The organism is Mesorhizobium sp. B4-1-3, assembly GCF_006439355.1.
GTDB lineage: Bacteria > Pseudomonadota > Alphaproteobacteria > Rhizobiales > Rhizobiaceae > Mesorhizobium.
This window is the reverse complement of the sequence record NZ_VFTG01000004.1, coordinates 361,849-376,624: the sequence shown is the minus strand read 5'-3', so window position 1 is coordinate 376,624 and position 14,776 is coordinate 361,849. Positions and strand designations below refer to the sequence as shown.

Here is a 14,776-nt window from a genome sequence, read left to right as displayed (position 1 = left end):
TCGCCAAACGGAATTGTATCTCTGCAACAGTGGTTTACGACCTGACGCTCTGGCTCCGGGCGCCGACATTTGCCAAACTGCCCCATGCAGAGGACTCAGACAATGACGAACGCCAAGCCGACAAGCGCCGCAAAGCCGAAGCCGTGGACGGAGGTAGCGACACATCTGGTCGATGTCGCGATGGGCCGAAAGCCCGCGGATCTGGTCATCCGCAATGGGCGCTGGGTGAATGTCCATTCGGGCGAGATCATCCCCGGCACCGATATCGCGATCGCCGCCGGCCGCTTCGCCTATTGCGGGCCAAACGCCGGCCACGCCATTGGGCAGGGGACCAAAGTGGTCGATGCCGGCGGACGCTATCTGGTGCCCGGCCTTTGCGACGCGCACATGCATGTCGAGAGCGGCATGGTGACGGTGACGGAATTCTGTCGAGCCGTGATCCCGCACGGTACCACCTCGATGTTCATCGATCCGCACGAGATCGCCAATGTGCTTGGATTGCCAGGCGTTCGCCTGATGCATGACGAGGCTGTCGCGATGCCGATCAACGTGCATGTGCAGATGCCGTCCTGCGTGCCCTCGGCGCCGGGACTGGAGCACGCCGGCGCCGAATTGACGGTCGCCGACGTGGCAGAGGCGATGACTTGGGAAAACATCATCGGGCTCGGCGAAGTGATGAATTTCCCCGGCGTCGCCGCCAACAATCCGGTGATGTCGGGCGAGATCGCCGAGACGGTCCGGGCCGGCAAGACGGTCGGCGGTCACTATGCATCGCCCGATCTCGGCCTGCCGTTCCATGGCTATGCCGCCGGCGGGGCGGAGGATGACCACGAAGGCACGCGCGCCGAGGACGCGATCGCGCGCGTGCGCCAGGGTATGAAGGCCATGCTGAGGCTGGGGTCGGCCTGGTACGATGTCGCGGCGCAGATCAAGGCGGTGACCGAAGACGCCGTCGACCCGCGCAACTTCATCCTCTGCACCGATGACAGCCATTCCGGCACGCTGGTGCATGAAGGCCATATGGACCGTGTGGTGCGGCATGCCATCCAGCAGGGGCTGAAGCCGGTGACGGCGATCCAGATGGCGACGCTCAACACCGCCCAGCATTTCAGGCTGGAACGCGAGATCGGCTCGATCGCGCCCGGACGGCTGGCGGATCTTCTGATCGTTTCGGACCTTGCCCAGATGACCATTGACGAGGTCTATGGCCGCGGCGTCCGGCTGGCCAAGGCCGGCAGGCTCGAGATCGACATTCCGGCCTATGACTATCCGCAATCCGCGAAGAACACGGTCAAGCTCGGCAAGAAACTCGCGGCGAAGGACTTCGACATTTCCGCGCCGCAGGGCGCCAACGAGGTCAGGGCGCGAGTGATCGGCGTGATCGAGAACCAGGCTCCGACGCGGGCTCTCGAGGCCGATCTCGCCGTCGAGGACGGCTTGGTCGCCATGGACCGCCGCAACGACATCTGCCAGATCGCCCTGGTCGAGCGCCATCGCGGCACGGGCGGCGTCACCAACGCTTTCGTTTCCGGTTTCGGTTATGTGGAGGACTGCGCGATGGCCTCAAGCGTCGCTCATGACGCGCACCACATCATCGTCGTCGGCACCAACAAGGAAGACATGGCCTTGGCCGTCAACCGGCTGAGCGAAGTGGGCGGCGGCGTCGTGCTCTATTCCCGAGGCAAGGAGTTGGCGCTGGTCGAGATGCCGATCGCCGGCCTGATGTCGGACGAGCGCGCCGAGATCGTCGCGGCGAAGGCCGAGCAACTGACCGAGGCGATGCGCCAGGTCGGCTGTTCGCTCAACAACGCCTATATGCAGCACTCGCTGCTGGCGCTGGTGGTCATTCCGGAGCTCAGAATTTCCGATGTCGGCCTGGTCGACGTGACGACGTTCCGGAAGGTCGATCTCTTTATTTAAGGATAGGTCACCCGCCGGTCGCGATGGTCAACACCTTGAACGGCGTGGTGATGACGACCTCGGCGACCGAGCCGACCGCCTTGCCGAGGCCCTGGCCGATATTGTTGAGCTGCGTCGGGTCGGGCTCGTCCGAGGCAAGCCCGGCCGGTGTGCGCAGTCGGTTGCCCAGCAATTGCACTAGGATCGGGTTGTCCGCGAATTTGGCATGGTTCAGGCCGCCGTCGCCACCCTTGGCGTGGGTCAGGTCGACGACCGTCACGCCGTAATCGGCGAGATCGGCGGCGTTGCCGTAGTCGCCGACGCGCGGCTTGTCGCCGGAAATGAAGCTCGACAGCTTGAGCGCCCGGTCGTCGCCCGAAAGCAGGATGGCGAAGGGCTTGTCAGGCTTGCCGTAGCGGGTCATCTGCTTCTTGAAGACATCGACGTCGATGTCGGGCGAGGCGAGAATGACGTAGCCGAGCTTGCCACCCAGATCGCGGTCGCCGGTGATGGCGAGCTGGCGCAAAGCTTCCATCGTCAGCCAGGTGCCCATGGAATGGGCGATGATGTCGATGCTCTTGACGCGCGTCTTGGCGAGCATCCTCAGCGTCGCCTCGAGGTCGTCGCGCGCGGCGGTCGAGCTGTCCTTGTCGTAGATGTAGCCGGTCGCCTTGGCGCTCGATGCCCATGAGAACAGCACTGGCGTTCCAGGATATTTCGTGTCATGCGCGATCTGCGTGATGCGGTAGATGCCGTCGTCAAAACCGTTGTTGAAGCCGTGCACGAACACCAAGGCGCGGTCGCCGCGCATGGAAATGTCGGCGCCGATCGCCTTGGCGAATTGCCGCGCGTCGCCATAGTGGACGACATCGGTGGCGGTGAACTGCTTGGCCGGGTTGGCGTCGGCCGATCCCTTGGCGCGCTCGATCGCCCCGACCTGGTGGATCTTCGGCACGGTGACGTCGACGCGGGCATAGCTGGTGGTGAGCGAACGGTCGCCGTCGAACACCTGGCGCGGGTCCTTGGTCGCCGGCTGGCGAGTGGTGGCGACGAAGATCTCATGCCTGGCGGCAATCTCGGACGCGGGCGCCGCAACCGCCTTGCGGTTGAGCAGATCGTGCGTGGGACCGGCGCAGCCGGCGAGGGCGAGCGCGAGGGCAAGGCCGATAACGATCTTCACATGCACAGTCACCCGGGGTCCCCCAAGGGCGGCAAACCTCTCTATTACTCCGATAAAGCCAGAGGGCTGCCGGGTCCAGTTCAAAGTCCGTGCGATGCGGAAACCTGCACCGATAGGGTTACTGTGCGGCCAGTTGGCGGATGCGGTCCGTCACATCGCGATCGCTGGCAAAGCCATCGTCCTCGCGCAGCCGCTGTCCAATCATCTGCACCATCATCGGGTTGTCGGCGAATTTGGTGTGGTTGAAGCTGTCGGCGCCTTTGACCTTAGAGAGGTCGACCACCGTGACGCCATAGGAAGCAAGGTCGGCGGCATCCCTGTAGTCGCCGACGCGCGGCCGAGCGCCGGCGATCAGGCCGGAGAGCCGCAGCGCCCGGTCGTCGTCCGACAGGAGCAGGATGAAGGGCTTGTCCGGCTTGCCGTAGCGGCGCATCTGGCTCTTGAAGACGTCGACATCGATGTCGGGCGAGGCGAGCACCACGTCGCCGAGCTTGCCGCTAAGATCGCGGTCGCCGGTGATGGCGAGCTGGCGCAGCGTTTCCATCGTCACCCAGGTTCCCATCGAATGGGCGACGATGTCGATGCGCCGGGCGCCGGTCTGCGCCAGCATCCTCAGCGTCACTTCCAATTGGTCGCGGGCGGCGGCGGCGCTTTCCTTGTCATAGACATAGTCGGTGGTCTTGGCGCCGGAAGCCCAGGAGAACAGCACCGGCGTGCCCGGGTAGCCGGAATCGTGGACGATCTGGGTCAGCCGGTAGACGGCGTCGTCGAATCCGGTGTTGTAGCCATGGACGAAGACCATCACGCGGCCGCCGCGGGCGTCGATGTCGGCGTTGAGGGCGCTGGCGAATTTCGGCTGAGTGTCGTAGCCGACGACTTCCGAAGCCATGAAATACTTCGTCGGGTCGTTCGACTTGCCGCGCGAACGGCGCTCGATCTGGCCGGTCTGGTGAACCGGCGGAACGGTGACGTTGACGCGAGCATAGTTAAGCGTCGCGGAGCGCTCGCCGTCGAAGACCTTGTTCGGATCGTCGGACCGCTTGCGCGTGGTGGCGATGAAGATCGAGTGATTGCCGGCGATCTCGGTCGCCGTCGTCGGCACAACGACGCTGCCCAGGATTTCCTGCGTCTGGTGGCCCGCGCAACCCGCCATCAGCAGGGCAAGGGCGATGATCAGAATTGTCTTCAACCGCACGTCGACACTTCCACTGCAATTCCATTTTGGCCGCGATTGGCCGCTCACCTCCGCGGAAACCTCCCGGACAGGCGAAGTGCGGCCAAAGTAAGTCGTGTCCAGCGAAAATTCGTTCGGCGTGGGATGACGGTCATCATGGTGTTGCGCAAAAGCCAAAACGGCGGCAGGAAGGTCTGCCGGCACTGGCGATGGCTATCCCTGAACGCGCCGAAATCAGAATGAGGGACTTGTGGTGAACAGCTTTTCCGTCCGCGTCGCCGCTGCCGCCGAAGCGATCCGCGGCATCTTTGCGGAAACGCCGCTGCAGGAGAACGACTATCTGTCGAAGAAGACCGGCGCCCGCGTGCTTTTGAAGCGCGAGGACCTGACGCCGGTGCGCTCCTACAAGATCAGGGGCGCCTTCAACTTCTTCCGCAAGGCACTCGCCGCCGGCAACAATGCCGAGCTGTTCGCCTGCGCCTCTGCCGGCAATCACGCGCAGGGCTTCGCCTTCGTCTGCCGGCATTTCGGCAAAAAGGGCGTTGTGTTCATGCCGGTGACGACGCCGCAGCAGAAGATCGACAAAACGCGGCTGTTCGGCGGTGATTTCGTCGAGATCAGGCTGGTCGGCGACTTCTTCGACGATTGCTACCGCGCCGCCATCGAGTTCACCGAAAGCGCCGGCGCGCATATGGTGCCGCCCTTCGACCATAAGGACATCATCGAGGGCCAGGCGACGGTCGCCTACGAGATCGGGGCGCAGATGCCGGGCGAGCGCGTGCCCGACATCGTCATGCTGCCGGTGGGCGGCGGCGGCCTTGCCGCCGGCGTGACCCACTATTTCGCCGACCAGCATCGCGAGCCGCGTTTCGTGTTCTGCGAGCCGGCGGGCGCGCCGAGTCTCGCCGAGAGCCTTGCCGGCGGCAAGCGGGTCAAGCTCGCCAAGGTCGATAATTTCGTCGACGGCGCCGCAGTGGCCGAGATCGGCCGCGAGCCGCTGCGCCATCTCAAGGACTTCGCCGCCGATGCCGTTCGGCTCATTCCGGAGAACCGGCTCTGCGCTACCATGATCGAGATGCTCAATGTCGAGGGCGTCGTTCTGGAGCCGGCCGGCGCTCTGGCGATCGACGCGCTCAAGGATTTTTCGCGCAAGGAGATCAGGGGCAAGACCATCATCGCCGTCGTCTCCGGCGGCAATTTCGACTTCGAGCGGCTGCCGGACGTGAAGGAGCGGGCGCTGCGCTTCGAGGGGTTGAAAAAATACTTCATTATCCGCTTTCCTCAGCGACCGGGCGCGTTGCGCGATTTCCTCGAAATGCTCGGCCCCGACGATGACATCGCCCGCTTCGAGTATCTGAAGAAGTCCGCGCGCAATTTCGGTTCGGTGCTGATCGGCATAGAGACCAAGGATCGGCGTAATTTCGACCTGCTGAAGGCCAATTTCGACGCCGAAGGCGTGCAATATCAGGACATCACCGACAACGAGACGCTGGCGGGATTCATCATATGAGCGCAAAACATAGCACGGTTTTCGTCGCGCTGTTTTCCGGCATCAATGTCGGCGGCAACCGCATCGTCAAGATGGCGGAGCTCAAAACCTTCTTCGAAGGCCTCGGCTTCAGCGATGTCGTGACGTATGTGCAGAGCGGCAATGTCGTGTTCCGGGCGAAGAAGGGGGATGCGGCGGCGCTGACCCAGGAACTCGAGGCGGCTTTCGAGAAGAAGTGGGGCTTCAACTCGCGCATCATGGTGCGCGATGCCGGCTGGTTCGAGCGGCTGGTGAAGGACAATCCCTATCCCGAGGTCGCCGGCGAGCCGACCAAGCTGCACGCCTATGCGCTGGAACGGGAGCCGACGGCCGAGGAAGCGAAGCGCCTTGCCGACAAATGCACCGGCCCCGAGCGTTTCGAGATCAAGGGCGACGTGCTTTACCTGCATGCGCCCGACGGGCTCGGCAAATCGGTGTTCGCCAATCTCATCTCGCGCACCTTGAAGGTGCCGGGTACGGCACGCAACTGGCGCAGCGTGCTTGCGCTGCTCGACATGGCCGGCAAGGCCGACGGCTGAGGGCTACGGCAACTTCAAGCGGCCTTCTGCCAGTCGAAGCTCAATTCCTCGCGGAAGGCGAAGCGCTTGATGTGGTCGGCGACCACGCTCTCCAACCGCTCCAGCGACGCTTCGTCGTCGGCGGCCAGAGCGATGTGCAACGCATGATCATCGGCATCCATCACGGTGCGGCCGATCGAGAGTTGGATGGCGCCGTGCCGCGGGTCGAACTCGACCGGGAATTTGTGCGACCAATGCTTGCAGAGTTGCTGCAGGTAACGGCTTGCGTGCTCGGTGGCGACATCGGCGCGACTGGTCGGCATGAAGATTCTCCTGGCGGATGAAGAAACGCCAGCCCCGATGAGGCTGGCGCCATGGTGGATAAATAGGCACGGCCTGGCCAGACGCCAGCGGCCGCCGGTCAAATCGACATGGATCGTCGGTTTTACCAGACGCCTGTGTTTGCCATCGAGGCCCATGGTTCGGCCTTGGCCTTGGCGGGGCCTTTCTGCAGCAGCTCGATCGAGATGCCGTCCGGCGAGCGGATGAAGGCCATGTTGCCGTCGCGCGGCGGGCGATTAATGGTCACGCCATTGTCCATCAGCTTCTGGCAGGTGGCGTAGATGTCGTCGACCTCATAGGCGAGGTGGCCGAAATTGCGGCCGCCCTTGTACTCCTCCGGGTCCCAATTGTAGGTCAGCTCGATCAGCGGCGCCTTCTCTTCGATGCCGCTCTGCTCGTCTTCGGGCGCGGCAAGGAAGATCAGCGTGTAGCGGCCTTGATCGTTTTCGTAGCGGCGAACCTCCTTCAGACCGAGCTTGTTGCAGTAGAAATCGAGAGACTGGTCGATATCGGCGATGCGGACCATTGTGTGCAGATAGCGCATGGCGGATTTCCTTGGCTGTTGGGGTTACCAGGCAACATAGGGGCCACCCCGCGAAAGGGCAATCGTCCGACAAATGCGGCGGCAGGATCGATTTTCGGGCTCGTCATTCGACTTCCGGAAGCGCCGGCAAACAACAATTCAGCCTTTCCGGTGCTGAACAGTGAAAAAAGGCACGTCAGCCCTTGCACACCCCGGAAGCCGCAGTGTTAATCTCTTGGCAAGAATCAGTTGCGGTTCAGTTGGAAAAAGGGGGCGTTCTTATGGGGGAAAAAGCCTCTTTCACGAGGCGGGACGGAAGCCTTGACGACGCCTTGAAGCGGGACAATGGCGGCGACCCCGCCGAGCTTGTCGAAATCGCCGGCGCTATCAAATGGTTCGACGTGGCCAAGGGCTACGGCTTCATTCTTCCGGACGACGGCGTCTCGGGTGATATCCTCCTCCATGTGACCTGTCTTCGAAGGGACGGCTTCCAGACCGCGCTGGAGGGCGCGCGGGTCGTCTGCCTGGTGAAACAGGGCGAACGCGGGCTGCAGGCTTTCCGCGTCCTGTCCATGGATGCCTCAACGGCGGTGCACCCGGCGGAGCAGGAACAGCGCACCCACGTCACCGTAAGCCCGGAGAGCGGCCTCGAGCGGGCCCTGGTCAAGTGGTTCAACCGCACCAAGGGTTTCGGCTTCCTGACGCGAGGCGAGGGGACGGAAGATATCTTCGTCCATATGGAGACGCTGCGGCGCTACGGCATAACCGAGCTCCGGCCTGGCCAGGTCGTGCTCGTCCGGTTCGGACGCGGCGACAAAGGCCTTATGGCCGCCGAAATCCACCCCGATATGGGTACCTTGTCGGTCTCGCATTAGGCCTATCGACGCCGCGAAAAACGCCTTTGCCGCGGACCGACCATCTTGTCCGAAACCGGTTCCAGTTCTCCGGATCATGGGTTAGGACAAAGGTCTGCACGAGGTACCCCATGGCTTATCGCAACTGGCTGACCGCGGGCGCGCTCTGCGCCGCGATCGTTTTCGCCGCCTGTTTTATCGCCGCGAAGCCGAGTTCGGCGGATGCGATGCTGCTGCCCACCGACCGGACGCCGCTGGTGGTGGCGACCGGTTCGGGCGAGCGTTCCTTCTCCATCGAGATCGCCGACACCTCCGCGGAGCGGGAGGCAGGCCTGATGTTTCGCCGAACCATGGCCGAGGATCACGGCATGTTGTTCGTCTTCGAAAGAACCAGCGAGGTGGATTTCTGGATGAAGAACACGCCGATGGCGCTCGACCTCGTCTTCATCGGGGAGGACGGCAGGATCAAAGCCATCAAGCGCGGCGAGCCTGAATCCGAAGCGATCATCTCGCCCGGGCAGCCCGTGCGCTTCGTGCTTGAACTGAAGGCAGGCACGGCTGCCAAGGACGGCATCAAGGAAGGCGATCTCTTGCGCCATCCGGCCATCAGCGCCGTTTCCAACTGAAAGCGGTTCGATGCAATTCTTTTCGCATGACGGCTTCGAACTCGCCTATCTCGATCGCCAGCCGGCCTCGGGGCAGGGCGATCCCGTGCTGATGATCCATGGCTTTGCCTCCAGCCACTATGTCAACTGGGTCTCGCCGGGCTGGTTCAAGACGTTGAGCGATGCCGGCTACCGGGCGATCGCTTTCGACCATCGCGGCCATGGCTCGTCGTCGAAGAGCTATGACGAGGCCGATTATACGCCGGAAAAGATGGCATCCGACGCGGCGGCGCTGCTCGATCATCTCGGCATCGAGCGCGCGCATGTCATGGGCTATTCCATGGGCGCGCGCGTTTCGGCTTTCCTGGCGCTCTCCGATCCGGAGAAGGTCGCCACGCTGGTGTTCGGCGGCCTCGGCATCGGCATGGTCGACGGCGTCGGCGACTGGGATCCGATCGCCGCCGCCCTGCTGGCGGAAGACCCCTCCCAGACCACGCATCCGCGCGGCCGTTCCTTTCGCGCCTTCGCCGACCAGACGCGCAGCGACCGCCGCGCGCTCGCGGCCTGTATCGCAAAGTCGCGCGAGCTGCTCAGCGAGGACGACATGGCCCGCATCGCCCAGCCAACGCTGATCGCCGTCGGCACGAAGGACGATATCGGCGGCTCGCCGGACGAGCTCGCCGCCCTGATGCCCAATGCCAGGGCCTTCCACATCGAGGGGCGCGACCACATGCTTGCCGTCGGCGACAAGAGCTTCAAGCAGCGCGTGCTCGAATTCTACGCCGAAAACCCGCTTTGAGCGCGCCGTGCTCCTCGGCACAAATGGTCGATCTTCTCGTCACCTATATGGAGATGCTGGCGCCGCCGCAGGGCGCGCCGCTTGCGCCCCCTTTGCCCGGCGTCGTCGCGACGCGCGAAAGGCTCTGCCTTTCCGGCTATCTCGATCTCTACCGCGCGGTCGGCGGACCGGTGCGATGGGACCAGCGCCTGCGCATGCCCGAGGCGGACCTCGAAACGCTGCTCGTCGATGACGCCACGCACATTCATGTGCTGCGCGTCGATGGCGAGGCTGCGGGGTTCTGCGAGTTCAACGGCGTCGGGGAGGCAGCCATCGAGCTCGTTCATTTTGGACTGGCCCCGGCCTTCCAAGGCAAGCGGCTGGGGCCCTTCCTGCTCGACCGAGCATTGCGCGCGGCGTGGTCGCATCGGCCGCAAAGGCTTTGGCTTCACACCGACACTTATGACCATCCGGCCGCCCAGACGGTTTACGGAAGCGCCGGATTCAGTATCTACAGCCAGAGGATCGAGACCTTTCCGGACTAGCCGGAAGGCGCTGAGCGCATTCCTGGAATTGCGCTAGCCCTGCGCTCTCCTGTCGGCGAGGGATCTCGCCATGACGCACAGCAGTTCGAACATCATCGTCGCGCCGGCCAGCGCCGTCATGCCGCCAATGTCAAAGGGAGGCGCGACCTCGACGACATCGGCGCCGGCGAAGTTCAATCCGCCCAGCAGCCGAACCATCTCCTGTGCCTCGCGCGTCGTGAAGCCGCCCAACTCTGGCGTGCCGGTGCCGGGGGCCATGGACGGATCGATGCAATCGATGTCGAACGTCACATAGGTCGGGCTGTCGCCGACAAGATCGCGCGCTTCCTGCATGACGGAAGCGGCGCCGCGCCGGACGAACTCCTCCATATAGATGATGCGCACGCCCCGGGCGGTCGCCCAGTCGTGCTCGCCCGGCTCATAGATCGAGCCCCTGATCCCGATCTGGACAATCCGCTTGGGGTCGAGCAGCCCTTCCTCGATCGCGCGCCGGAACGGCGTTCCATGCGTATAGGGATTGTCGCCGAAATAGCGGTCGTTGGTGTCGGAATGGGCGTCGAAGTGAATCATGCCGACCGGCCCCTTGCGGGCCACCGCGCGCAGCACCGGCAGCGTCGTCAGGTGGTCGCCGCCTGCGGCGAGCGGCAGGGCACCGTCCGCTACGATCGCGGCAATGCCGTCCTCGATGCGCTTCAACCCGTCGAGCAGGTTGATCGGATTGACCGAAACGTCGCCGACATCGGCGATATTGGCAATGCTGAAGGGCTCGGTTCCCGAGACGTGATGGACGCGGCGCATCAGGCTCGACTGGTTCCTGATCTCGCGCGGACCGTGGCGGGCGCCGGCCCTGTTGGTCGTGCCGCCGTCCCAGGGAATGCCGACAAGGGCGATGTCCAGCCCTTTCGCGCTTGGCACGGCCGGCAGGCGCATGAAGGTGGAAAGCCCGGCAAATCGCGGCACCTGCGCGGCGTCGACAGGTTGGTGGAACTTGTTTTCCATGCTGGCAGCCATCCCGGAGCGGTTTATCGTCGATAGTGATCGCAGGCCCTGGAATTCAGGCATAGGGACAAAGCCCAGCGGGCTTGTGGGCCTATCAAGGCTGGCCTTGCAATGCTTCCAACGATCGGCTCAGGTTCTTTCTGGCCTGCGCCTCGAACCGATCGCGGAATTCGGTCGTATGGAAAACATGCGGCCGGGCGAGGAAATTCTGCAGGACGGCCGCGCGGCCGGCGCGCCACATCGGCTCCGCCACCCAGCCATATTCCAGCCGGACCGCCTTCTCGTAAGCATCGAACACCGCCGGCCTGGCGCCGAGGATCGCCAGATCCATGTCGAGCAGAAGGGCAGCATCGTTGAGCGCGCCCTCATCGCGGAAACGCGGCAACCGGTGGGTGGCGGTGGCGTTGATCATTGCTGTAATGCGGGCGAGCCGATGAGGGTCGACGCGCCCGGCGAGCCTTTTCTCGGCCAGTTCGGCGCTTTTTGCCTCATTGTCCTTGGCGCGGCTATCATAGATGGCGTCGTGGAACCAGATCGCCGCCTCGACGGCCCGCGGATCATTGAGAAGGTGCCGGTATTCGCTTGTCAGCGCCAGCATCGCTTCGATATGGGCCAAGCCGTGATAGTAGCGATCCGCTGCCTGATAGAGCATGGTAAGCTCGCTTTTCAGCGCTTCGTCGATCAAGGGTTCGTTTTCCATCGTCGCTTGAATTTGGATGAACCAGGTCCATTTGACAAAGCACTAAGGAAAATTGAGTTCAACCGTGCTATGATCTGGCCTATATGTGCCGCCGGAGAATAAGCAAGGCCGGAGAGCATCGATGAACAGCGTTACGATTGCCCGCCCCAGCATGGTGCAGCCGGTCGACCCGATCTGGCGGTCGATCCGTGACGAGGCGATGGAGGCGGTGAACCGAGATCCGCTGCTCGCGGCTTTCCTCTACTCGACCATCCTCAACCAGGACAGCCTGGAGGAAGCGGTGATCCACCGGCTGGCCGAGCGCCTGGCGCATCAGGATATCGGTTCCGATCTCATCCGCCAGACCTTCAAGGCGATGCTGGACGACGATCCGGAGTGGAGCTCGACGGTTCGCGTCGACATCCAGGCCTATTACGACCGCGATCCGGCCTGCGACCGCTTCATCATGCCGGTTCTCTATTTCAAAGGTTTCCACGCCATTCAGACGCACCGGCTGGCGCACTGGCTGTGGAACCAGGGCCGCAGGGATTTCGCGCTCTATCTGCAGAGCCGCTCGTCCTCGGTGTTCCAGACCGACATCAATCCGGCCGCCCGCATCGGCAAGGGCATCTTCCTCGATCACGCCACGGGCCTGGTCGTCGGCCAGACGGCCGTCATCGAGGATGATGTCTCGATCCTTCACGGCGTGACTTTGGGCGGCACCGGCAAGGCCAATGGCGACCGCCACCCAAAGATCCGCCGCGGCGTGCTGATCGGGGCCGGGGCCAAGATCCTCGGCAATATCGAGATCGGCCATTGCTCCAAGATCGCGGCCGGCTCGGTCGTGCTGTCGCCCGTGCCGCACAACAAGACGGTTGCCGGCGTGCCCGCGCGCGTCGTCGGCGAGACCGGCTGCGACCAGCCTTCGCGGCAGATGGACCAGCTCCTGCCGTCGCAAAGCATGGACCACGTCGTGAGCTTCGATATCTGACTGACCGTTGCCGGCGGCCGCCCAACGAGCCGCCGTTTCGCTTGGCCGTTCTCCCATGTTATCCTGCCAGCTTGCCTTTACACGGCCATTGTTGGCGTGTCAGAAGCGCGTTCCCACGAACAAGGCCGACATTTCGGAGAACACTTTTGAAGCCTGACGAAATCAGAAAGCTCGACGCTTATTTCAAAAGCGTCTTTCAGAATCCCAAGCTGCAGGTGAAGGCGCGCCCGCGCAAGGAAGACTCGGCCGAAGTCTATGTCGGCGACGAGTTCCTCGGCATCGTCTTCAAGGACGAGGACGACGGCGACTACAATTTCTCGATGGCCATCCTCGACATCGACCTGGGCTAATCAGGCTCGGTTCCGGCCGGGGCGTGCGCATAACCGCCAACCCGGCCGCCCAGGCGAAGATCGCCTAATCCTGGCAATGCCGCGGAATATGCACCCGCCGCCAGCTTGTCGAACCTTCCCGCACCACAACCCGGCGCGCCACCGTCCCGTATGAGGGCGGGATGTCTCGGATGCGGACTTGCTGCGGACGCACCAGCACTTCGTGGGCAACCGCTTCGTATTCGGCCGGCTGAGCGATGCGCCGCACGCGCTCCGGCTGGATCACGACCGTTTCGGCGACACGCGCATAGCGGGCCTTGCGCCACACCTTGCACAGCACCTTGCGGCCATGGATGACGCGCCATTCCCAGGCATAGCCGCCGGCGTCGACCTTGACCGTGTGGTAGACCGTGCGTGTCACCGCCGGGATGGTTTCATAGGTGACGCGCGGCGCCGCGATCTGGTCCACGCTTTGATAGGTGCCGTAGATCGGCGCGTCGTAATCGACCACCTTTCCGCCGGGGCTCAGCATCACATCCTCGTAGACGGTGTCGTAAATTGCCGGCCTATGGATCGGCTCATAGCATTCGAGCGCACGGCTGCCGGCGGCGGTTTCACAGACGCTGGCAAGGATCGCGACGGCCGCCAGCGATGCGGAGCTTTTGCGGATCATGACATTCCCCCGTTGAAAAAGGACGCCTTCACAACGCAGGACTGTAGCGGAAGGTCCGGGAGCCGGCAGCGATTTCGAGGCTTTTCGTTAAGCGGCTGGGTTAAGGAATTGCTACCTTACCATGGCCTTGGTCCGGCCAACCGGCCCGAGCCCGTCTGTTAAAGCGCCTCGCGCTGAAAGGAATTCGGGCGACGCGCTATAAGTCTTTGTTTTGATGCATGTCGTTCTCCCAAACCGCTGCGCACTTTTGGGCGACATGCATCAGGCCTATTCGCGCGGGCTTTCGCCGGCGTCGCAACGCTTTACTCGTCTTAACCAGATGGCTAGGAGAGGCGGCCTTGCGCTAGGGTGAGCCGGCATCCTATTTAGACCATAACCGATCCAGAACGATTCCGCGCGATTGCTGATAATACAAAGGTGCCGGAATCCATCTCCAACAAGGGTAGTCCATGAAGAACCCCGTTGAAACCTACATGAACCTCGTTCCGATGGTGGTCGAGCAGACCAATCGCGGCGAGCGTGCCTATGACATTTTCTCGCGCCTCTTGAAGGAACGCATCATCTTCATCACCGGCCCGGTCGAGGACGGGATGGCGACGCTGGTTTGTGCACAGCTTTTGTTCCTCGAGGCGGAAAACCCGAAGAAGGAAATCAACCTCTATATTAATTCGCCGGGCGGCGTCGTCACCTCGGGCATGGCGATCTACGACACCATGCAGTTCATCAGGCCGGCGGTGTCGACGCTCTGCATCGGCCAGGCCGCCTCGATGGGTTCGCTGCTTCTGACCGCCGGCCACAAGGACATGCGTTTTGCCACGCCGAACGCCCGGATCATGGTCCACCAGCCTTCCGGCGGCTTCCAGGGTCAGGCGTCGGACATCGAACGTCATGCGCAGGACATCATCAAGCTGAAGCGCCGCCTGAACGAGGTCTATGTCAAGCACACCGGCAAGAGCTATGACGAGATCGAAAGGACGCTCGACCGCGACCACTTCATGACCGCCGATGAGGCCAGGGACTTTGGTCTGATCGACAAGGTGATATCGAGCCGCGAGGCCGCCGAGGCAGTCACAGCTTCAGCCTGATTTTTACGGCAAATGGCAGCATAACGCGGTTTTGGCGCGTCTTGCGGCATTTCGGCCACAATTGGCTGTTCCCT

17 protein-coding genes are annotated in these 14,776 nt (G+C 63.1%); 10 read left to right on the top strand and 7 right to left on the bottom strand.

Annotated elements, in window-relative coordinates; genetic code table 11:
- Window positions 1–102: 102 nt before the first annotated feature.
- Window positions 103–1,920 (top strand): adenine deaminase, encoded by a 1,818-nt coding sequence (gene ade, locus FJW06_RS08670; RefSeq protein ID WP_140750583.1) that lies wholly within the window; start codon window positions 103–105, stop codon window positions 1,918–1,920.
- A gap of 7 nt (window positions 1,921–1,927) precedes the next feature.
- On the opposite strand, the gene FJW06_RS08665 is transcribed toward ade, so the two are convergent.
- Both FJW06_RS08665 and FJW06_RS08660 read right to left on the bottom strand, forming a co-directional pair.
- Complete coding sequence (locus FJW06_RS08665) at window positions 1,928–3,091, bottom strand: alpha/beta hydrolase (RefSeq protein WP_140750581.1); 1,164 nt, start codon at window positions 3,089–3,091, stop codon at window positions 1,928–1,930.
- A 106-nt stretch (window positions 3,092–3,197) separates the two neighbouring features.
- Window positions 3,198–4,232 (bottom strand): alpha/beta hydrolase, encoded by a 1,035-nt coding sequence (locus FJW06_RS08660; RefSeq protein WP_246674563.1) that lies wholly within the window; start codon window positions 4,230–4,232, stop codon window positions 3,198–3,200.
- 274 nt (window positions 4,233–4,506) lie between these two features.
- On the opposite strand from FJW06_RS08660, the gene ilvA reads away from it, so the two are divergent.
- Together ilvA and FJW06_RS08650 are read left to right on the top strand one after the other, a co-directional pair.
- Window positions 4,507–5,763 (top strand): threonine ammonia-lyase IlvA, encoded by a 1,257-nt coding sequence (ilvA, locus tag FJW06_RS08655; protein WP_140750577.1) that lies wholly within the window; start codon window positions 4,507–4,509, stop codon window positions 5,761–5,763.
- Entirely contained in the window at window positions 5,760–6,320 is a 561-nt protein-coding gene (locus tag FJW06_RS08650; protein ID WP_140750575.1) for a DUF1697 domain-containing protein, read from the top strand. Before ilvA ends, FJW06_RS08650 begins: the two co-directional genes overlap by 4 nt.
- A gap of 14 nt (window positions 6,321–6,334) precedes the next feature.
- Here the strand turns inward: FJW06_RS08650 and FJW06_RS08645 are convergent, their stop codons facing one another.
- Together FJW06_RS08645 and gloA are read right to left on the bottom strand one after the other, a co-directional pair.
- Entirely contained in the window at window positions 6,335–6,622 is a 288-nt protein-coding gene (locus tag FJW06_RS08645; RefSeq protein ID WP_140750573.1) for a DUF2218 domain-containing protein, read from the bottom strand.
- A 122-nt stretch (window positions 6,623–6,744) separates the two neighbouring features.
- Complete coding sequence (gene gloA, locus FJW06_RS08640; protein WP_140750571.1) at window positions 6,745–7,185, bottom strand: lactoylglutathione lyase; 441 nt, start codon at window positions 7,183–7,185, stop codon at window positions 6,745–6,747.
- 260 nt (window positions 7,186–7,445) lie between these two features.
- Between gloA and FJW06_RS08635 the strand changes: the two genes are divergently transcribed.
- The 4 genes from FJW06_RS08635 (at window position 7,446) to FJW06_RS08620 (ending at window position 9,946) form a co-directional block, all read left to right on the top strand.
- On the top strand, window positions 7,446–8,039 hold the full coding sequence (locus tag FJW06_RS08635; RefSeq protein ID WP_040995498.1) for a cold-shock protein: 594 nt from the start codon (window positions 7,446–7,448) through the stop codon (window positions 8,037–8,039).
- Between the two features lie 110 nt (window positions 8,040–8,149).
- Entirely contained in the window at window positions 8,150–8,644 is a 495-nt protein-coding gene (locus tag FJW06_RS08630) for a DUF192 domain-containing protein (RefSeq protein WP_140750568.1), read from the top strand.
- A gap of 10 nt (window positions 8,645–8,654) precedes the next feature.
- Complete coding sequence (locus FJW06_RS08625; RefSeq protein ID WP_140750566.1) at window positions 8,655–9,422, top strand: alpha/beta hydrolase; 768 nt, start codon at window positions 8,655–8,657, stop codon at window positions 9,420–9,422.
- A 23-nt stretch (window positions 9,423–9,445) separates the two neighbouring features.
- Window positions 9,446–9,946: a GNAT family N-acetyltransferase gene (locus FJW06_RS08620; protein WP_140750564.1), complete on the top strand. Its 501-nt coding sequence runs from the start codon at window positions 9,446–9,448 to the stop codon at window positions 9,944–9,946.
- A gap of 33 nt (window positions 9,947–9,979) precedes the next feature.
- On the opposite strand, the gene speB is transcribed toward FJW06_RS08620, so the two are convergent.
- Window positions 9,980–10,945 (bottom strand): agmatinase, encoded by a 966-nt coding sequence (speB, locus tag FJW06_RS08615; RefSeq protein ID WP_140750562.1) that lies wholly within the window; start codon window positions 10,943–10,945, stop codon window positions 9,980–9,982.
- Window positions 10,946–11,039: 94 nt separating this feature from the next.
- Window positions 11,040–11,645, bottom strand: coding sequence for a hypothetical protein (locus FJW06_RS08610; protein WP_140750560.1), 606 nt, complete (start codon window positions 11,643–11,645; stop codon window positions 11,040–11,042).
- A 121-nt stretch (window positions 11,646–11,766) separates the two neighbouring features.
- Here FJW06_RS08610 and cysE point away from each other — a divergent pair, with 121 nt between their 5' ends.
- Window positions 11,767–12,615, top strand: a complete 849-nt coding sequence (gene cysE / locus FJW06_RS08605; RefSeq protein ID WP_040981376.1) for a serine O-acetyltransferase — start codon at window positions 11,767–11,769, stop codon at window positions 12,613–12,615.
- A gap of 146 nt (window positions 12,616–12,761) precedes the next feature.
- The gene (locus tag FJW06_RS08600) at window positions 12,762–12,965 is read left to right on the top strand and encodes a DUF3126 family protein (protein WP_140750558.1); all 204 of its coding nucleotides are present in this window, start codon (window positions 12,762–12,764) and stop codon (window positions 12,963–12,965) included.
- A 64-nt stretch (window positions 12,966–13,029) separates the two neighbouring features.
- Here the strand turns inward: FJW06_RS08600 and FJW06_RS08595 are convergent, their stop codons facing one another.
- Complete coding sequence (locus tag FJW06_RS08595) at window positions 13,030–13,617, bottom strand: hypothetical protein (protein WP_140750556.1); 588 nt, start codon at window positions 13,615–13,617, stop codon at window positions 13,030–13,032.
- Window positions 13,618–14,066: 449 nt separating this feature from the next.
- Between FJW06_RS08595 and FJW06_RS08590 the strand changes: the two genes are divergently transcribed.
- Entirely contained in the window at window positions 14,067–14,702 is a 636-nt protein-coding gene (locus tag FJW06_RS08590; protein WP_140750554.1) for an ATP-dependent Clp protease proteolytic subunit, read from the top strand.
- Window positions 14,703–14,776: the final 74 nt, after the last annotated feature.

What these genes read in the sequence shown, in the direction of transcription:
- FJW06_RS08625 (WP_140750566.1), top strand. Translation starts at nt 8,655, where the DNA reads ATGCAATTCTTTTCGCATGACGGCTTCGAACTCGCCTATCTCGATCGC.
- speB (WP_140750562.1), bottom strand. Translation starts at nt 10,945, where the DNA reads ATGGAAAACAAGTTCCACCAACCTGTCGACGCCGCGCAGGTGCCGCGA.
- FJW06_RS08650 (WP_140750575.1), top strand. Translation starts at nt 5,760, where the DNA reads ATGAGCGCAAAACATAGCACGGTTTTCGTCGCGCTGTTTTCCGGCATC.
- FJW06_RS08635 (WP_040995498.1), top strand. Translation starts at nt 7,446, where the DNA reads ATGGGGGAAAAAGCCTCTTTCACGAGGCGGGACGGAAGCCTTGACGAC.
- FJW06_RS08610 (WP_140750560.1), bottom strand. Translation starts at nt 11,645, where the DNA reads ATGGAAAACGAACCCTTGATCGACGAAGCGCTGAAAAGCGAGCTTACC.
- ade (WP_140750583.1), top strand. Translation starts at nt 103, where the DNA reads ATGACGAACGCCAAGCCGACAAGCGCCGCAAAGCCGAAGCCGTGGACG.
- FJW06_RS08595 (WP_140750556.1), bottom strand. Translation starts at nt 13,617, where the DNA reads ATGATCCGCAAAAGCTCCGCATCGCTGGCGGCCGTCGCGATCCTTGCC.
- gloA (WP_140750571.1), bottom strand. Translation starts at nt 7,185, where the DNA reads ATGCGCTATCTGCACACAATGGTCCGCATCGCCGATATCGACCAGTCT.
- FJW06_RS08620 (WP_140750564.1), top strand. Translation starts at nt 9,446, where the DNA reads ATGGTCGATCTTCTCGTCACCTATATGGAGATGCTGGCGCCGCCGCAG.
- FJW06_RS08645 (WP_140750573.1), bottom strand. Translation starts at nt 6,622, where the DNA reads ATGCCGACCAGTCGCGCCGATGTCGCCACCGAGCACGCAAGCCGTTAC.
- FJW06_RS08660 (WP_246674563.1), bottom strand. Translation starts at nt 4,232, where the DNA reads ATGGCGGGTTGCGCGGGCCACCAGACGCAGGAAATCCTGGGCAGCGTC.
- FJW06_RS08590 (WP_140750554.1), top strand. Translation starts at nt 14,067, where the DNA reads ATGAAGAACCCCGTTGAAACCTACATGAACCTCGTTCCGATGGTGGTC.
- cysE (WP_040981376.1), top strand. Translation starts at nt 11,767, where the DNA reads ATGAACAGCGTTACGATTGCCCGCCCCAGCATGGTGCAGCCGGTCGAC.
- FJW06_RS08630 (WP_140750568.1), top strand. Translation starts at nt 8,150, where the DNA reads ATGGCTTATCGCAACTGGCTGACCGCGGGCGCGCTCTGCGCCGCGATC.